The sequence below is a fragment of the Chitinophagaceae bacterium genome, from assembly GCA_016713085.1.
Taxonomy (GTDB): domain Bacteria; phylum Bacteroidota; class Bacteroidia; order Chitinophagales; family Chitinophagaceae; genus Lacibacter.
In genome coordinates this window covers 442,418-457,775 of record JADJPV010000002.1, presented here as the reverse complement: position 1 = coordinate 457,775, position 15,358 = coordinate 442,418, and the positions used below count along the sequence as shown (strand labels likewise).

The window sequence follows — 15,358 nt, the reverse complement described above, 5'->3', positions numbered from 1 at the left end:
TACTAAACCCAATGATACAAGCTATACAAATCAAAAATGTCGCAACTTATGACGACCCAGGCATAGTAATCGACGGTTTGAAGAAAATTAATTTTATCTATGGTGCAAATGGTTGCGGAAAAACGACCATTTCAAATTTTGTTCATGATACGACAGACCAAAATTTCATATCGTGCTTACTGACTTGGCAAAGTGGGTTGCCAATCAAGGTTTTGGTGTATAATAAATCATTTAGAGATAGAAACTTTGGAAAAGGAAAATTAAACGGAGTGTTTACACTTGGAGAAGCAACTGCAGAGCAAATCAAAACAATCGAAGACAAAACTGAAGAATTAAAAACTATAAAAGCGGATGGAGTAAAAAAAAGAGAAACACAAGATGCTCAGATTGAAAAGAAAGAAAAATTAGAATCGGATTTCAAAGAAGCAACTTGGACTAAGGTTTACAAGAAATACGAAACGTCTTTTAAAGAAGCATTTGTAGGCTCCCTGAATAAAGAAAATTTTAAAAGCAAAATTTTACTTGAATTTTCAAATAACACGGCATCTTTAGAAACTGTTGAAAACTTAAAGGAAAAAGCCAATACGATATTCGGTGAAATACCGCAATCAATTCCTTCAATTAGTCAAGTTTCATTTGAGAGAACTACTGAAATTGAAACAAACGCCATTTGGAAAAAGATTGTTGTCGGAAAAGGAGATGTTGACATTGCAAAGCTAATTCAAAAATTAAGCATTAATGATTGGGTAAATCAAGGGAGAGATTATATTCAAGAAAATATATGTCCTTTTTGCCAAGAAAAACAATAACTGAAGATTTTTAAACAACAATTGAAAGCTTTTTTGATGAAACCTATATAAATGATATCAAGCTGATTAAAGATCTAAAACAAGAATACAACTCTCTAACTCAAAACCTAATCAACTTACTTAATACAATTGAAACAAATCAAAAGGATTTTAAGGACACAAAACTAGATATAGACAAATTCTCAGCTTATCTTAAAACACTAATAAGCCAAAACGCAACGAATAGTGAATTGCTTAGTAATAAAGTAAAGGAACCGAGTAGAAGCATAGAGCTAATTTCATTGAAAGAGCAATCCGGTTTTTTAACCAATTTGATTAGTCAAGCAAATACTGAAATTAAAAGCACAATGACATCGTCACCAATTATACTACTGAACGTAGCATTTTAATAAAAGCAATTTGGAAATTTCTTATTGAAGAGTATAAGTCGGAAATAACCACATTCAACACTGAGAGAAATGGCTTAGAAAGAGGAATTGCAGCTTTGCAAGTTCAAATAAATGCTAGATTGGCAGAGTATAAAGCATTGGACGCTGAAATAAAAAATCTCAGCAAGAATGTAACAAGTATACAGCCTGCGATTAATGAGATTAATAGACTTTTTAAAATCTTACGGATTTTTAAATTTTGAAATTGTACCAGCAACCGAAGAAGGCTTTTATCAAATACAACGTCAGGACGGTTCAATCGCTGAAACAACTTTAAGTGAAGGGGAAATAACATTTATTACATTTCTATATTATTTACAGCTAGCAAAAGGAGGAATTTCAGAAGACGTTGTCAATGAAGAACGTGTTTTAGTTATAGATGACCCTATTTCGAGCTTGGATAGTAATGTGCTTTTTGTTGTAAGCACACTCATTAAAGAATTAATTAAGAATGTTAAAGCTGATATCGGAAATATTAAGCAGATAATTTTACTAACGCATAATGTTTATTTCCATAAAGAAGTGTCGTTCATTGATGGAAGAACTAAAACCTGTAACAAGACTAATTTTTGGATTTTACGTAAAAACGACAGAATTACAACTCTGCAAAATTTCTTAATGGTAAACCCTATTCAATCCTCCTATGAACTGTTATGGCAAGAATTGAAAAGTGAAGGAGTTAAATCAAGCCTTACAATTCAAAACATAATGCGACGGATAATTGAGAATTACTTTAAACTTCTTGGCAAGTACGGCGATGATGACTTAATTCTTAAATTCACCACAAAAGAAGAACAAGAGATTTGCAGATCACTAATCTCGTGGATTAATGACGGCTCTCATAGTATAAATGACGACTTATATGTTGAACTTCAGGACAGGACGATAGAAACTTACAAAAAGGTATTTAAGGACATATTTGTATTGACTGACCATGAAGGCCACTATAAAATGATGATGAATATTAATGAGAATTAAAATACCTGCAGCAAAACCTATTCCTTGTACGTCCCCCAATAGTCCAAGTATGTCAATCGTAAACCTGGCGCAAGAATGAGGCTTAGCCATGTGTGTTGGTTTCTTGTGCCTGAGTATAGTAAGGGTAAATGATTGCTGTAACACAAATAACCTGCAAGGCACAAGAAGCACGGCTTCAATACCAACGCCTCATTCTTGCGCCAGCGTACAGTCTGCAATTCCAGGTTACAACCGGCAAATTTCTTGCTTCTCCCTCTAACTTTTCTCTCACTTTCCCCATAAAAACCTCATTCACACTCTCTTAAACCGTATTCTGCAGTCTCTTTAACGATAGCTGCAGCGTCTTGAACGATGTCTGCACTGCCTTTTTTTCATTCTGCGCTGCCTTTATTACATTCTACGGCGTCTTGAACGATAGCTGCAACAGCTTTATTCACATCCGAAGTTTCTTTATTCACAGCTGCACTGTCTTTTTTTCATTCTGCACTGTCTTTATTACATTCTGCAGCGTCTTGAACGATATCTACAGTCGCTTGAAGAAAAACAAAAATCAATTTTAACTAAAGTAGTCTCAACTATCAATGTCGTTGGTGATAACTCATCTGGGGCAGGTCTCCCCGCTCGTTACAGGCAACCCAAACAACTGACCTCATCCTGTTATTTTTTCTTCCAGACAACTTTAGCTGTTATTGAGCCGCCATTCGTAGTATTGGTAACAATATAACTTAACGTATTGTCTTCAAGTGTAAATGAACGCACTTGGACTGTACCTTCCCAGTTCGGATAGAATGCACGCTGCACATTAAATGTAACGGTACGCTTCATTATATCCACTGTGTAATTGCCAAAGTGAGAGTTATTGCCTTGTACCAATGCAGCATTTTCATCGTTAGTAGCTTTGTTTTTATCATTGGCAGCTACTTTTGGACGAACTGACTTTAGTATTTGAATTGCGTAATCGCCTTCATTGGTAAAAACAAGCAAACCCACAGGGCTTTCACCATAAGGCAGTGTTTTGCTGCCATCAGCATTGGTGTTTTCAACAGCTATCAATGACCATGTGCCTGCGAATTGTTTTCTTACTTTTTTAGACGGCCTGTTATCCTGAGCATGCAGTGATACAAGTAACAGTAGAAAAATGGAAATCATTAAATATTTCATAACCTTAATTTTTAATAGCTTTAATTAATGTGTCAATAAACGTCTGTTACAGATGCCAACACGTTACTTCATTCAGCAAACCAAGAATTTCCTTTTTATCCCCCACTCCTCTATTCACTCTTTATTATTTCGTTACAGTTCCAAACAAATCGCCTTTGTTCCATGTTGGCCGTTCTGTTGTTTGTGCAATGGAATAACTAATAAGAAAATTTAATTGCACATAGGTTTTGGCCGCAGTAAAATTAAAGATGCCGTCTAACCCATCTGCACTCTGATGATAATATTTCGCACGCCATTGTTTTACAAAAGCAACCATATCAAAACCCGGGATATTTGTTTTGTTGCCATACTTAATATGCAATGCAGGAATGCCATTCATGACAAAGCTGTACTGATCACTTCGTACAAAACGGTTTTGTTCAGGTTCAGGATCTTTCTCAACATCCAGACCAAGATAGCCTGCAGCAAACTGTACATTGTTCATAATGCTTGAATGTTCTGCACCCAATGGAACTACTGCCAGTAATGGTGCAATCACCGTTGGCATATCTGTATTTACATCTGCAACAATGGATGATTTTGGTACAGTTGGGTTGGCGGCAAAATAAGAAGAGCCGATCAATCCCATTTCCTCACCGGTTACCATTACAATCAATACGGAACGTTTTGGTTTTGCTCCGGAAGTTTTATAAATCCGTGCAATCTCCAGCAACGAAGCAACACCCGATGCATTATCATGTGCACCATTATAAATTGAATCGCCATTTACTGCACGGCCAATACCCACATGATCGAGATGAGCAGAATGTACCACATATTCATTCTTCAATAGTTTATCACTGCCCGGTATCAATCCCACCACATTATAACTTTCAAAATCGGTATGCGTAGTGGTATAAGATGCAGCAATTGTATAAGGCAGATCAAAAGAAGAGTTCTTTCCTTTTTTATGATGACACCTGTTGCTCCTTTTGCAAAAGCAGTAGTCGCTTTGTTTCCTCCATTGGAGAAATGTGCAGTGAGTGTAGATAGTAAACCATCGGGGGCGCCGCTTACAAGCACCACAATTTTTCCTTTTACATCAATACCTGTATAATCAGAATATACACCGGGAATCTCCACACCATAACCGGCAAAAACCAGTGATCCGTTTGCAGAAGCAGAGGTCTGCATGGGGTGCGGTACAACTGTATAATCAACTGCAAAGTCTAATGAATCAATATTGCCCTGTTTATCTTTTACTACTGCAACAGCCGATTTATTATTTACTACTGACTTACGCAAAATCAGCTTTTGTGTATAGCCACCATTATCTCCACCGGGTGCCACGCCCATTTTTTTATACTGATCAACCACATAGTCAACTGCCAGTTGGTAACCTTCCGTACCGGGCAGTCGGCCTTTTAATTTATCATCGGCCAGGTAAGCAATATGCGAACGGATCGTATTCGTATCGATCCTGTTCATAGCCTGTTGAATATTTTTTGAAATTTTTACCTGTTGTGCAGAGGAGTGGTGTGCTGCAAAAATCAGCAGCAGAAGTACATATTGTTTCATGCAGACAAGATAATGAAAATTCGTGAGGGGGCATTTCACAGTTGCAGAAGATTTTTGTATTCCCAGTCGGTATAGCGAACGACGGCTGTCACTCTAAGAACTCCGTTTATGAGTAATTGTGACTTTTTCATAGATTTGCTGATCAATGACATTAATAGATCAACATATAAATGACATCAGAAGGCTTTGTACTGATCACAAGGTGAAACAGCTGTATGCTTTTGGATCAGTTCTCACAGATCAATTTAATAACGACAGTGATATTGACCTGGTTGTTGATTTTGACCCTATGGACTTCTCAGTTTATGCTGACAATTACTTTGATTTAAAGTTCTCATTACAAAAGGTATTTAACCGCTCTATTGATTTACTGGAAGAAAAAGCGATCAAAAATCCTTATTTCAGACAAAACCTGAATCAACAAAGACAACTTATCTATGGACATTGAGATCAAAGCCTGGCTATACGATATTTTGAATGCCATCAATGAAATAGACAGTTTTTTTGCCGGCACTCCCAAAGATTTTACCTCCTTTCAAAGTGATATTCGTACCAAACGGGCAGTTGAAAGAAATATCGAAATTATTGGCGAAGCAATGAATAGAATTCTGCAAAAAGATAATTCGATTGAGCTTTCACATGCAAGGAAAATTGTGGATACAAGGAATAGAATTATTCATGGTTATGACTCGGTTTCGGATAATATAATCTGGTCGATCGTTATTTCTCATTTACCTGCATTGAAATTGGAAGTTGAGATGATGCTGGGTGAATAGCACAGACTCCACCGGCATAAATGTCACAACCTGATGCCAGGCGTTACTTCATTTAGCACTACAAAATCCCGATCTTCATTCTACTTTAAAAGAGCAAAAAAATGAGAGCAGCCATCAACACAAAATACGGTCCGCCTGAAGTGGTTACTGTGCAGGAAGCAGATAAGCCTGTTCCAAAAGACAACGAAGTGTTGATAAAAGTTCATACCTCAACAGTCAACCGCACTGATTGCGGATTCAGAAGTGCCGAGTATTTCATCAGCCGTTTTTTCAGCGGTCTATTCAATCCAAAAAACAAAACTCTGGGCAATGAATTTGCCGGAGTAATTGAAGCAATAGGAAAAGATGTAACATCCTTCCGAATTGGAGAAAACGTATTTGGTTACAACGATGTAAAGTTTGGTGCACATGCAGAATACATGACAATGGGTGAGAACGATCCTATTGCAACTATGCCAATCAACTTCACGTATGAAGAGGCTGCGCCACTCAGTGAAGGCGGGCATTATGCTTTATGCGATATAAGGGCAGCCAAAGTAAATGCAGGACAAAATATACTGGTCTATGGTGCAACAGGAGCTATTGGTTCGGCAGCAGTACAACTCATCAAACAAATCGGCGCAAGAGTTACGGCCGTGTGCAGTACGAAACATGTTGAACTGGTAAAATCATTAGGTGCAGATGAAGTAATTGATTACACCCAACAGGATTTTACAAAAACAAACCAGCTGTTTGATTTTATTTTTGATTCGGTTGGTAAAACTTCCTTTGCAGTTTGTAAAAAAATTCTCACACCAAAAGGGATTTATATTTCTACTGAATTGGGAAAAAGCTGGGCCAATGTTTTTTTAGCATTGTTAACACCGTTATTTGGAGGGAGAAAAGTTTTGTTCCCTTTTCCAACCATCAGTAAAGAAGATATTCTTTTCCTGAAAGAACTGGCCGAAGCAGGAAAGTACAAACCAATCATCGACAGAAAGTATTCACTGGAACAAATTGTAGAGGCGTACAAATATGTTGAAACAGGACAGAAGACAGGAAATGTAATCATCAGCATTGCTGGTTGACCGAAACATCCTTAGCAAATCAACAATACAGGTTTATGAAAACAGCAATCATTTTTCTCAGCTCTGGTATTCTTTTCTTACTTCTGTTATCACTGTTGCTGAAGATTTCATTTACAACATCCTCTGTTGATCTTCACATCAGTGATACTTACTACATCATCAGTAAAAAAACAGCAGCACTTTCTGTTCTGTTGTTTCTGGTGATTCTGTTTTTAATTGGGCGGGCTACAGGATCAAAGAGGATTCAAAAATGAGACAATGATCAAGCATAGCTCATCAGTCTGCCTCAGAAACACGTATATTTAAGGTTCATCCGAAACAGTATGATCCGCATTACCATCATTTTATCAACGCTTCTTTTATTCATTTCCTGCAACAGGGTTCGGCAGAAAGAAGTGTACACCAGTGAGCCAAAACTTTCACCAGTTCAGAATTATTCAACGGAAAATTTCGATGAGCAATTTTTTCTGAGAATCACTATGGCTATGCACAGTTTATGAAATTTGACAGCAGCGGAAAATTAACTTATCAATATCCCGGCGGTCTCAACAATCAATTCGTTGATTCAACCAAATACTATCACAGTGCCGAAGTCATTCTGCAGATTGATACATCCACATATTATTTCAGAAACTGCAAAGCAGTGAAAAGCGGCGATACAATTGCACTGTCCTTCAGCGACAACCCTTTTTCAAGAAACCATTATGAATTAAAAGCATGGAAGGGTCAGTCATCTGTCAGCTTTCAATACAATCAGAATTTTACAATAACCGACAGTTCATACAAACCCTCAACCTATTCTGTTGTTAACCCCGGTTTAATTTTTGATAAAAAAGAATATGCAAAAGGCGACCGCATGAAAGGGAAACTGCATGTAACAGTGATTGGCAATCATACCTGGCCAAAGGTTTATAGTGACACTGTAATTATTTACGGATTGTTTAAAACAGTTATTGAATAAAGAATCAAAACTATTCTTCATGAAAATGCTTTCAACATACAGGATCAGTTCAGGATTGATTGCAGCATTCAGCCTCGTCGGCTTATTTGTATCTGCTCAAAATCATTATCTCTATATCGGCACCTACACAAGAGGCACAAGTGAAGGCATTTATATTTACCAGTTTAACAGTAAAACAGGCGATCTCACTCCCGTAAGCATTGCAAAAGGTTTTACCAATCCATCCTTCTTAAGTATTTCAACTGATCATCGGTTTCTGTATGCATTGGGTGGAACAAGAGGAGATACAGTAAGAGCATTTGCCATTGAACAGCCATCGCACAATCTTCGTTTCCTCAATGCACAATCAATAGCTCCCGGTTCCGGAGCTGCACATCTGCAGGTGGATCAAACAGGCAAATGGCTCATCACCGGAAATTATGGAAGTGGTGGCATTACCGTTTTACCTGTTCTGCCTGATGGATCAATCGGAGTTGCTGTTCAAAACATTCAGCTGCAGGGAAAAAGTATCGACCCTGAGCGGCAGGATAAACCGCATGTACATTCCATCAATATTTCACCTGATAATAAATATGTATTTGTTCCTGATCTTGGCACTGATAAGATCATGACCTATATGCTCAATGCACAAACAGGACAATTGGTTGCAGCTGACAATCCATTTACAACTGTAACTGCAGGTTCCGGTCCGAGACATTTTACCTTTCATCCCAACGGAAAGTTTGCGTATGTAATCCAGGAAATGTATTCTACCATAACTGCATTCAATTATAAGAAGGGAACATTAACTGCTTTTCAAACAGTACAAACTCTGCCTGCTGATTATACAGGTCGTAAATGGTCGGCTGATATTCATATTTCACCCGATGGAAAATTTCTCTACGGTTCAAACAGGGCACATGAAAGCCTGGCGATCTTCCGCATCAATCAAAAAAACGGCAGCTTAACATTTGTGGGACATGAATCAGTAAGAGGAAAAACACCCCGTAACTTTGCAATTGATCCAACAGGTAATTATATTCTGGTTGCCAACCAGGATTCAAATAATATCACCGTGTTTAAACGGGATAAACAAACCGGCAGGCTTACTTATACAGGTAAATAAATTTCAGTGCCTCAGGCTGTTTGTTTAAAATATATAGAGTAATTATTACAAACCGAAACATATTAATACAATGAACAACAAATCAACCACCGCAGAAATAAGAGAACGTTTTGATAATGATGTAGAACGTTTTTCCAACTTAGATACAGGGCAACTTTCCACCATTGATGCAACCTTATCATTGGAGTTGATTACAGAAGCTGCCAAACGCATCAATCCTGACGCAGTAAACTTATTAGACATTGGTTGCGGTGCAGGTAATTATTCATTGATGATGTTATCAAAGATCCGCAACCTCAACTGCACACTGGTTGATTTAAGTAAACCCATGCTCGATAAAGCTTTTGAACGTCTTTCAGCTGAAACAACCAACAGCGTAACTGTCATTCAACAGGATATCAGGGAAGCTGAGTTGAAAGAAAATCATTTTGACATTATTCTTGCCGGTGCAGTTCTGCATCACTTAAGAGATGATGCTGACTGGGAAAAAACATTTGCCAAAATATATTCATTGCTTAAACCGGGCGGCTGTTTCATGATCTCCGATTTAATTACACAGGATACAGACGTACTGAATGATTATATCTGGGAAAAATATGGTGAATACTTAGAAGGTTTTGGTGGTGCCGACTACCGCACAAAAGTGCTGACCTATGTTGATAAGGAAGATTCTCCACGTTCACTCAATTACCAGTTAGACCTGATGAAGAAAGTTGGTTTTACAAGCGTTGAAATTTTACACAAGCATATTTGCTTTGCTGCTTATGGAGGGATAAAATAAATTGCCTCTGTTGGCCGCTGACCACAAAAGATTATTTACAACTTTCCTTTCTTCAACTGATCCACTGCATAACTGCAGGCCCTTGCTGTTAATGCCATATAGGTAAGCGAAGGATTCTGACAGGCAGTGGAAACCATGCAGGCACCATCTGTGATAAATACATTTGGCGCATCATGGCATTGATTGAATTTATTAAGCACTGATGTTTTTGGATCATTACCCATTCTTGCCGTTCCCATTTCATGAATGGTATTGCCGGGTATAGAAGGGTCATTGATTTCTGCCACCCATGTCGGCCCCGCACTGTTCAGCATTTCCTTGGCAGCATTGATCATATCACTTCGCATGGCTTTTTCATTTTCACCATACTCCATATCAATATTCAGCACAGGCAAATCCCATTGATCTTTCTTGTTTGCATCTAAATAAATCCGGTTTTTATAATCGGGTAAACATTCTCCATATGCATACATGGCTGCATACCAGTCGCCGGGCTCTGATAATCCATCTTTCCATTCTGCACCAACACCTGCTTCATTATAACCTCTTGTCCACTCTCCTCTTGATACATATACTTCATACGCAAATCCTCTTGTATAATTCCTGTCTTTTTGTTTCAGGTTTTGAAATCTCGGTACATAAACGGAAGTCGAACGTTGCCCGAAGTAATACTGGTCTTTCATTATATCAAAACCTGCCGCTGCACCGGGACCTGAATAATGATCCATTAAATAATGACCAAGTACACCACTGTTGTTGGCAAAGCCGTTGGGAAAAGTTTCTGATGTTGACTGCATCAGAATTTTTGTTGTTTGCAATGCAGAAGCATTTAAGAAAATGATGGGTGCTAAATATTCAAAGGTTTCTTTTGTTTCTGCATCAATCACCCGTACACCGGTTGCTTTGTTTTTTTGTTTATCCCAGATAATACTGTGTACAATGGAATGCGGACGTAAGGTTAAATTACCTGTAGCATAAGCCGCAGGAAGTGTGGATGAATTACTGCTGAAGTAAGCACCAAACGGACAGCCACGGTGACAAAGATTTCTCGACATACACTTGCCTCTTCCGTTATGTGGCTGCGTTAGTACCGCCATCCTGCTTTCAATTAAGTTCCGTTCTTTAAAAGCTGCTTCAATTTTTTGCTTGAGATGTTTTTCCAAACAGTTCATTTCAAAAGGTGGAATAAATTGCCCATCCGGCAATTGAGGTAAGCCCTCATTCTTTCCGCTTACACCAATAAAACGTTCCACATAATCGTACCACGGTTCAATGTCTTTATAACGAATGGGCCAGTCGATGCCAACTCCCTCTTTTAAGTTTGCTTCAAAATCAAGATCACTCAAACGAAACGTATGCCTGCTCCACAACAATGATTTTCCACCCACCTGGTTTCCCTGTGTCCAGAGAAAAGGTTTTACCTGCCCGTAAGTATGCTCGGTATCTTTTACAAAGAAATGTTTGTCGTCCTGTCCAAAATGATACACCCTGCTTTGTATGGGATATGTTTTTTTATCTTCTTCCGTTAATATATTATGATTGGGTAATTCCCATGGATCAAGTGTGGCAGTGGGATAATCCTTTACATGTTTTACATCACGGCCTCTTTCAAGCAATAATGTCTTCAATCCTTTTTCAGTTAATTCTTTTGCGGCCCAACCCCCTGAGATACCTGAACCAACTACAATTGCATCGTACAGCATAACCGGTCGTTTGTTTTGAAGAAATATATTTTACCAGTACATTAAAAATGTTTTAGCCAAAGCCTTGTCACCTTTTTTATAAGGGATGCATGCTTTATAATCGGCCGGCACTTTTACATAGTTTAATGCTTTACTCATTCCTTCCTGCGATGTAAAGTATCCGATAGTGGTAAGCTTCTTAAAAAACCGGAACCAGGTTTTATCTGCTGCATCTTTAAAAGCAGCATCATCTGTCTCTTTTATCCATTTCAGTTTTTCTTCTGCAGAAAGTAACGTGAATTTTCCCTTTGCGTCCTCATTCAGTTGTTTTAATCCGGCCTTAATTGATTGCTGATCTTTTCATTCATGCAATCTTTCACAACCATATCAATAAAATAGGGCACCCTTGCTTCCAGTGCGCCGGGTGTAGAAGTTTTGGGAATCAGGATATCAGTAAGCTCTTCAATTAGCTGAAACTCATCTTCCGAAAAGAAACGGGTTTGGAGTTCTTTTCCTGAAACATTACAGGAAGAAATAAATTCGGTGAGTACTGCGGGGAAGCTGCTGTACAATGTAAGTACACTCATTCCTTTCAGCAGGTGGCGACGGTTCATGGCAAAGTTTTTACATGGCTAAAGGTAATTACAAATGATATCCGGCTGTTGATGTTTTTCCTGTTTTTCAATGTTGGGCAAAGTATAAATGAAGTAACTTTCAGCAACTGATTTGCCTGCAAACCTGTTACATTAGTCAGGGTGATAAAAATAATCTGAAATGGAAAAGCCATTAGTCAATAAAAAATACCTGCTTGAAAAGTATCCCGGCAAAGGCGGCTGGACCTATGCTGCCATTCCTGAAGTATTACAGGATAAACATGCACCATTCGGCTGGGTTAAAGTAAGCGGAAGCATTGATGATGTGGAAATAAAAAATTATCGGTTAATGCCGATGGGGTACGGCAAATTATTTCTACCCGTTAAAGCAGAGATCAGAAAAAAGATTAATAAGAAAGCCGGCGATTGGATAAAAGTTGTTTTATACGCAGATAATACTCCAATGGAAATTCCGGAAGAATTACTTCTTTGTTTGCTTGATGAACCAACAGCACATGAAAAATTTATGCATTGTACAGAGGGTGAGCAAAAAGCCTTTATTGACTGGATTTATACTGCAAAAAAAGAAGAAAAAAAAGTGGAACGGATTGCAGAAACTATTAAAAAAATAATGAAAGGAGAAAAAAATATAAAGGAGGCCGAAAAAAAATGAAAAGCATTTTTACAGACAAAGAAAAAAAACCAACAGAGGCTGATTTAAAAAAAGCAAATGGCCGCACTTACAGCAGTTGGAAATCGCTTGCGGAGTTTACTTATCAATCTTACCCTTCTGCAACAGAAGGCTGGAATTTTTCAGGAGATAAGTATGGCTGGAGTTTCCGCATCAGCGATAAGAAACGGGCATTGATTTATTTATTACCCCGTGATGGCTTTTTTAAAGTGGCTTTTGTATTTGGACAGAAAGCAACAGATGAAATTTTAACTGCTGATATTGCAGATGCAATCAAAACAGAATTGAAGAATGCAAAAGTATATGCCGAAGGAAGAGGTATCAGGTTAGATGTAAAGGATCAATCAACCCTTAAGGATCTGAAAAAACTGATCAGTATAAAAATATCACATTAAAAAAGCTGTAACAAATACATGTTACAGCTTCTGAATCATTTATTCACTTCTTAATTACTGTTGATCCTGAACTGGTAATTTAAACAATCCAGCTCCTGTTCAACATCAGCAAGTGCTTTTACAAACTCTTTCCTGTTTGCAGCAGCTACTCCCGGTAACTGTTGATAATATGCAATCCCGTTCCTGAGATTTGTATAAAAGGTTGAAATATATTTCTTCTTTTTTACATCCTGTTCTGCTTCCGGATGCTCACCCAGCTGTTCCTTCAGGTAATCAATATATAAATACAGTTCGGCTACAAACATATGTGGCCGGCTCTTATGTGCCAGGATATCTTCCCTTCCGTAAATATGATCGGTCATTGTTTGCAACGAAACAACTTTTGAAAAATTCACAATATTCGGACCGGAACAAATAGTTACTGCATTCATTTTCTTAACAAAGGTTTTTTCATAGTTGATCGCTGCCGAATTACTAAGCCCAACACATAAACATTCTTTGTCCAAGACTTCATTCAGTTGCCTGTTAAACTCTGCTTCAGGTAATTGCAGCGACTGCAGTTGTTCAATTTTTAATTGCTGGTATTTTTTAGATGCCGTGCAAATTGGTTCTTTTGTAAACTCTGTATTAAAAGCCAACAGTTTTTCCGTACAGGGGCTGCCGGGACTTCCTTTGCTGATCCGCCCTGCTTTCTCTGTATCGGAACTGGTTCCTTTTAAATAATGAAACCTCACTCCTAATGGAGAGTTATGACTCAACACTACATCTTTTTCTTCAGCAGCACATAATAACTTCATTGTATCATCATCAACCGTTGTGGCTTCAGGTACCAGTAAAAAAGGTGTGCCCCAACCTGTACTCTGTATATCATAATGCTGATGTAAAAACGCATCTTCTTCATGTGTACCAATTCCGCCCTGTACAGAAAAAATAATTTCAGGAGCAGCCTCCAATGAACGGCCTGTTTTTTTCTGCAATGCTGCATTGTAGATGGCAAACAGTTCATCACTCAGTTCCTGCTTACTGGCTTTGAATTCTTCCAGAATTGGCCCAAGTAAGAAACCATCTGTTGCAAATGCATGCCCTCCGCAGTTTAAACCCGATTCAATTCTGAACTCACTTACCCAAACTCCTTTCTTGGCTAAATATTTTCCCTGGATCAATGCACTCCTGTAATCACTTACTTTAATCACAACTTTTTTTGCAAAAGCACCCTCTTCATTTATAGTAAGCTCTTTGCAATTTTCCAGGTAATTATATAATCTCGGGTTCATACCCGCAGAAAAAATAACCGATGAGTTGCTGAGGTTACTATTGGCAAAACCTCTTAATGCTGTAACAGCATCAGAACCGTCTTCCACAACTTCATCCTTTTCATTATAATTGTTGCGGTCAATTTTGGTCATGATGTTTACATCAATACTGCCAGGTACAATCTGTGTACGTAAATAATTTTCGATTTTTTCCTTTTCCGGCTGATTAGTAAGACTCAGCATTTGCCTGTACATTTTTTTCACAGTACTGTCCTCAGGCAGCATTTCAAAATATTTCACAATTTCAGAGCCCTTTTCAAAAGCAGTTGTCTTCATCTTCTCCACCTGTTCCTGAACAATGGTATTCACAAGATTGAGATAATCGGTGATCCGTTTTGCACGGTAATCCTCTTCATGTACAGTGATTGGCTGGTACTCAAGATTAAGTGTTGCATAATAATGACTGCGCATCATTTCCACCAGCCTGTCTTCAACAATGGAAATAACAGAAGAAATTCCAAACCTTGCGACTTTAATAGGACTGTCAATGGTGTAAGCCAAACCCATTACCGGGATATGAAATTTATGATGTGTTGAATAATTATTCATGCGATACAATAAGTTGGTTAAATGTGTAAAGACTTTTTTCGTATTAAGTGCAGTAAAACAAACAGTTGTGAGCAGTTGCTCATTCACTGCTTAAAACTCTCCCCAAGCAAAGGTTTCCATTATTTCATTGAAACTGTCTGACCATGGTCATAGGTTTCTGTGATCATAAACATCAAACAGGGGGAAAAGAAAAAATAATTTGCATTCAAATCAATTCCATGAAAGCCTTTTGAGAGGTGGATAGTGTTTCCACGAACCACAATTTTTCAGCAAAACGATCTGAAATAACAGAAAAAGCATTTAGCCGTCATTCCTTTGAAACAAATCAACCATTGATTCATGTCCAAATGAATGACCATGCTTGTACGATTTCTGAATGACGACCAGTATATTTTTCTTGTGCTTAATTTCCTTGCTGTGGGTTTACTTGCCGGAATCAAGATTATGTGGCACGAATCAAGGAAAGTAAAAAAAGATTTTTAATAAACAATGTAAAACTGAATTTCACGCAG

The 15,358-nt window shown here is 38.0% G+C and carries 18 protein-coding genes and 1 pseudogene; 13 read left to right on the top strand and 6 right to left on the bottom strand.

Annotated elements, in window-relative coordinates; all coding sequences use genetic code 11:
- Positions 1-11 precede the first annotated feature (11 nt).
- Genes IPK31_14665 through IPK31_14650 form a run of 4 tightly spaced genes read left to right on the top strand, consistent with a single transcriptional unit; the run spans position 12 to position 2,215 of the window.
- Positions 12-809 carry an AAA family ATPase gene (locus IPK31_14665; GenBank protein ID MBK8089077.1) on the top strand — a complete coding sequence of 266 codons (798 nt, stop codon included), beginning with the start codon at positions 12-14 and terminating at the stop codon, positions 807-809.
- A 20-nt stretch (positions 810-829) separates the two neighbouring features.
- A complete protein-coding gene (locus IPK31_14660; protein MBK8089076.1) occupies positions 830-1,198 on the top strand; it encodes an AAA family ATPase in 369 nt (122 codons plus the stop codon).
- Positions 1,162-1,440: an AAA family ATPase gene (locus IPK31_14655; GenBank protein ID MBK8089075.1), complete on the top strand. Its 279-nt coding sequence runs from the start codon at positions 1,162-1,164 to the stop codon at positions 1,438-1,440. Before IPK31_14660 ends, IPK31_14655 begins: the two co-directional genes overlap by 37 nt.
- Positions 1,394-2,215 carry an AAA family ATPase gene (locus IPK31_14650; GenBank protein ID MBK8089074.1) on the top strand — a complete coding sequence of 274 codons (822 nt, stop codon included), beginning with the start codon at positions 1,394-1,396 and terminating at the stop codon, positions 2,213-2,215. The genes IPK31_14655 and IPK31_14650 overlap by 47 nt, the downstream gene beginning before the upstream one ends.
- 657 nt (positions 2,216-2,872) lie before the next feature.
- On the opposite strand, the gene IPK31_14645 is transcribed toward IPK31_14650, so the two are convergent.
- Together IPK31_14645 and IPK31_14640 are read right to left on the bottom strand one after the other, a co-directional pair.
- A complete protein-coding gene (locus IPK31_14645) occupies positions 2,873-3,376 on the bottom strand; it encodes a lipocalin-like domain-containing protein (protein MBK8089073.1) in 504 nt (167 codons plus the stop codon).
- A gap of 124 nt (positions 3,377-3,500) precedes the next feature.
- Positions 3,501-4,933 (bottom strand): annotated as a pseudogene (locus IPK31_14640) (M20/M25/M40 family metallo-hydrolase).
- Positions 4,934-5,078: 145 nt separating this feature from the next.
- Between IPK31_14640 and IPK31_14635 the strand changes: the two are divergent.
- The 7 genes from IPK31_14635 (at position 5,079) to IPK31_14605 (ending at position 9,623) form a co-directional block, all read left to right on the top strand.
- Complete coding sequence (locus tag IPK31_14635; GenBank protein MBK8089072.1) at positions 5,079-5,381, top strand: nucleotidyltransferase domain-containing protein; 303 nt, start codon at positions 5,079-5,081, stop codon at positions 5,379-5,381.
- Positions 5,371-5,709, top strand: a complete 339-nt coding sequence (locus IPK31_14630) for a DUF86 domain-containing protein (GenBank protein MBK8089071.1) — start codon at positions 5,371-5,373, stop codon at positions 5,707-5,709. Before IPK31_14635 ends, IPK31_14630 begins: the two co-directional genes overlap by 11 nt.
- 101 nt (positions 5,710-5,810) lie before the next feature.
- The gene (locus IPK31_14625) at positions 5,811-6,776 is read left to right on the top strand and encodes an NAD(P)-dependent alcohol dehydrogenase (GenBank protein MBK8089070.1); all 966 of its coding nucleotides are present in this window, start codon (positions 5,811-5,813) and stop codon (positions 6,774-6,776) included.
- A 35-nt stretch (positions 6,777-6,811) separates the two neighbouring features.
- A complete protein-coding gene (locus IPK31_14620; protein MBK8089069.1) occupies positions 6,812-7,030 on the top strand; it encodes a hypothetical protein in 219 nt (72 codons plus the stop codon).
- A 242-nt stretch (positions 7,031-7,272) separates the two neighbouring features.
- Positions 7,273-7,737, top strand: a complete 465-nt coding sequence (locus IPK31_14615; protein ID MBK8089068.1) for a hypothetical protein — start codon at positions 7,273-7,275, stop codon at positions 7,735-7,737.
- A gap of 25 nt (positions 7,738-7,762) precedes the next feature.
- A complete protein-coding gene (locus IPK31_14610; protein ID MBK8089067.1) occupies positions 7,763-8,842 on the top strand; it encodes a lactonase family protein in 1,080 nt (359 codons plus the stop codon).
- A 70-nt stretch (positions 8,843-8,912) separates the two neighbouring features.
- Positions 8,913-9,623, top strand: a complete 711-nt coding sequence (locus tag IPK31_14605; protein ID MBK8089066.1) for a class I SAM-dependent methyltransferase — start codon at positions 8,913-8,915, stop codon at positions 9,621-9,623.
- A gap of 35 nt (positions 9,624-9,658) precedes the next feature.
- Here the strand turns inward: IPK31_14605 and IPK31_14600 are convergent, their stop codons facing one another.
- Genes IPK31_14600 through IPK31_14590 form a run of 3 tightly spaced genes read right to left on the bottom strand, consistent with a single transcriptional unit; the run spans position 9,659 to position 11,919 of the window.
- Complete coding sequence (locus IPK31_14600; GenBank protein MBK8089065.1) at positions 9,659-11,326, bottom strand: GMC family oxidoreductase; 1,668 nt, start codon at positions 11,324-11,326, stop codon at positions 9,659-9,661.
- Between the two features lie 30 nt (positions 11,327-11,356).
- Positions 11,357-11,650 carry a gluconate 2-dehydrogenase subunit 3 family protein gene (locus IPK31_14595; protein ID MBK8089064.1) on the bottom strand — a complete coding sequence of 98 codons (294 nt, stop codon included), beginning with the start codon at positions 11,648-11,650 and terminating at the stop codon, positions 11,357-11,359.
- Positions 11,635-11,919 carry a gluconate 2-dehydrogenase subunit 3 family protein gene (locus tag IPK31_14590; GenBank protein MBK8089063.1) on the bottom strand — a complete coding sequence of 95 codons (285 nt, stop codon included), beginning with the start codon at positions 11,917-11,919 and terminating at the stop codon, positions 11,635-11,637. The genes IPK31_14595 and IPK31_14590 overlap by 16 nt, the downstream gene beginning before the upstream one ends.
- Before the next feature lie 160 nt (positions 11,920-12,079).
- On the opposite strand from IPK31_14590, the gene IPK31_14585 reads away from it, so the two are divergent.
- Positions 12,080-12,571: a DUF1905 domain-containing protein gene (locus IPK31_14585; GenBank protein MBK8089062.1), complete on the top strand. Its 492-nt coding sequence runs from the start codon at positions 12,080-12,082 to the stop codon at positions 12,569-12,571.
- Positions 12,568-12,984 carry a DUF3788 domain-containing protein gene (locus IPK31_14580; protein ID MBK8089061.1) on the top strand — a complete coding sequence of 139 codons (417 nt, stop codon included), beginning with the start codon at positions 12,568-12,570 and terminating at the stop codon, positions 12,982-12,984. Before IPK31_14585 ends, IPK31_14580 begins: the two co-directional genes overlap by 4 nt.
- Before the next feature lie 50 nt (positions 12,985-13,034).
- On the opposite strand, the gene IPK31_14575 is transcribed toward IPK31_14580, so the two are convergent.
- A complete protein-coding gene (locus IPK31_14575) occupies positions 13,035-14,933 on the bottom strand; it encodes a hypothetical protein (GenBank protein ID MBK8089060.1) in 1,899 nt (632 codons plus the stop codon).
- Positions 14,934-15,358 lie beyond the last annotated feature (425 nt).